Below are 1,581 nucleotides of genomic sequence, written 5' to 3'. Positions count from 1 at the left end.
ATGGGTGTGGGCGTGGGTTTTTTCCCTTCCCAATTCCACATTGATCTGTTGAGTGGACGTTTAGAATATCCATCACACTTTGGGAGTGACTTCAGTGTGTTTGGTGAAGACACACAGCCACTGAGAAAGAGAAATGGTAAGATGACCCCAATTTTTTTAAATTCCCGCATTTGAACTTAAGCCTTTGCTAATAGTGATGCTAATTTTTTTACACCATTCGTTATTGTTTTAGCTCCTCCTGAGCCTGTAAGGGAGGCACCCCCAGAGGCTAAAGCGGAAGCCATGCCAGGTAAATTGAAGAAAAGAAAAATACCACCAAGGCCAACCACCATAAATGCGCCAAAGGAAAACATGATATCTACAATGTTTGTTGTAAAGATTTTCAGTGCAAGTTTGACATACATACCACCAAGCAAGATGACTAATATCTGAAGTATGATGAAGTTTGCAACTTGTCCTAACCATGCCTCTGTAAACCTTCTTGTTGATGAAAACATATAGAGGCTTATGAAGAGCGGTCCTACTGATATGACGAGAAATAAACCCAGCTTAGCAAACATTGTGACGATAAAACCAATTATGCAAAAAACAGCAGCAATCACGTAACAGGCAAAACCAACTATCCAAGCAACAAGATACGCACCCAATGCAAGCCATGATGCAGATTTTGCTTCATCAAAAACATGTGCAACAGCTTTGTTTAACAGATCATCCCATATATTTTTATCTGAGTGTATTGTACCTTGTGTGGCATGTGCAATGGCATTAGGAAGACTATTGAAAAATAAATCCCCGACCCACTCATTATAAAGAGCAGCGTTTGTGGCGAGTGAAACAATGATGCCAAGTTTGAAAGCTGTCACTATAAATTCCCACAGTGGCATGGAAGAACGCCCTGAGATGATATTGTACCCCATAAATATAATGTAGATTGTACATGATGCTTTAAGCGGAGCACTTAAACCCGATGAGAGATTTGCGGTGGTTTCGTTCATTATTTGCATAATAGGTTCTATTAACATATTTTCTGCCGTGGTAAAGAAATCTATTTTTTCGAATGCCATTGCACGTCCATTCTATCTAATTTTTGCAAATACGATTATTTCTGATTTAATTATTATTCTGTTGTTGTTTAGCTTTAGTGCGCTCTTCTGCTTCGCGCTCGGCTTGTTCTTTTGCTTTTTCTTCAGCCTTTCTTTTTTCTATTTCAGCTTGCCTTTTTTCAAAATCAATTTTCCATTTTTCATGTCTAGCTCGTAGTTCGGCTCGATATTCTTCCATCGCTTTACGCATGTTTTCGTTGTGTTCCCTAATTCTCTCTTCAGCATTTGCTTCATATTCCTTTTGAAGTTCAAGTTGTGCTAATCTTAAGTTTTCACAATTTTTTGCAGTTCCTGCGAATCCACATTTAGCATTCCACTCTTCCATCAATTTTTTATCTTTTTTAAATTCTGCGACGCTATAGGTTTTTTCACATCCAGCAGTGATGAGCCCTGTGCAAAGTAGCAATGTTGTTATGAGAACTTTATTCATCAATATTTCCCCTTTTTCCTTTCAGTTTTACAAGGTTTGAGCACAATT

The 1,581-nt window shown here is 38.3% G+C and carries 2 protein-coding genes and 1 pseudogene; all 3 read right to left on the bottom strand.

All coding sequences use genetic code 11. The annotated features are described in order from the left end of the window. Positions 1–170: pseudogene (locus tag ACFIL8_RS10060) on the bottom strand (type IV secretion protein VblB7); the annotation flags it as partial. Between the two features lie 6 nt (positions 171–176). Further along, a complete protein-coding gene (locus tag ACFIL8_RS10055; protein ID WP_375649991.1) occupies positions 177–1,064 on the bottom strand; it encodes a type IV secretion system protein in 888 nt (295 codons plus the stop codon). Between the two features lie 46 nt (positions 1,065–1,110). Beyond that, on the bottom strand, positions 1,111–1,533 hold the full coding sequence (locus ACFIL8_RS10050; protein ID WP_375633406.1) for an EexN family lipoprotein: 423 nt from the start codon (positions 1,531–1,533) through the stop codon (positions 1,111–1,113). Positions 1,534–1,581: the final 48 nt, after the last annotated feature.

This window comes from Bartonella sp. AP57NXGY (assembly GCF_042195805.1).
Classification (GTDB): domain Bacteria; phylum Pseudomonadota; class Alphaproteobacteria; order Rhizobiales; family Rhizobiaceae; genus Bartonella.
The sequence above is the reverse complement of the archived record's forward strand: the minus strand, read 5'-3'. Positions and strand labels throughout refer to the sequence as shown.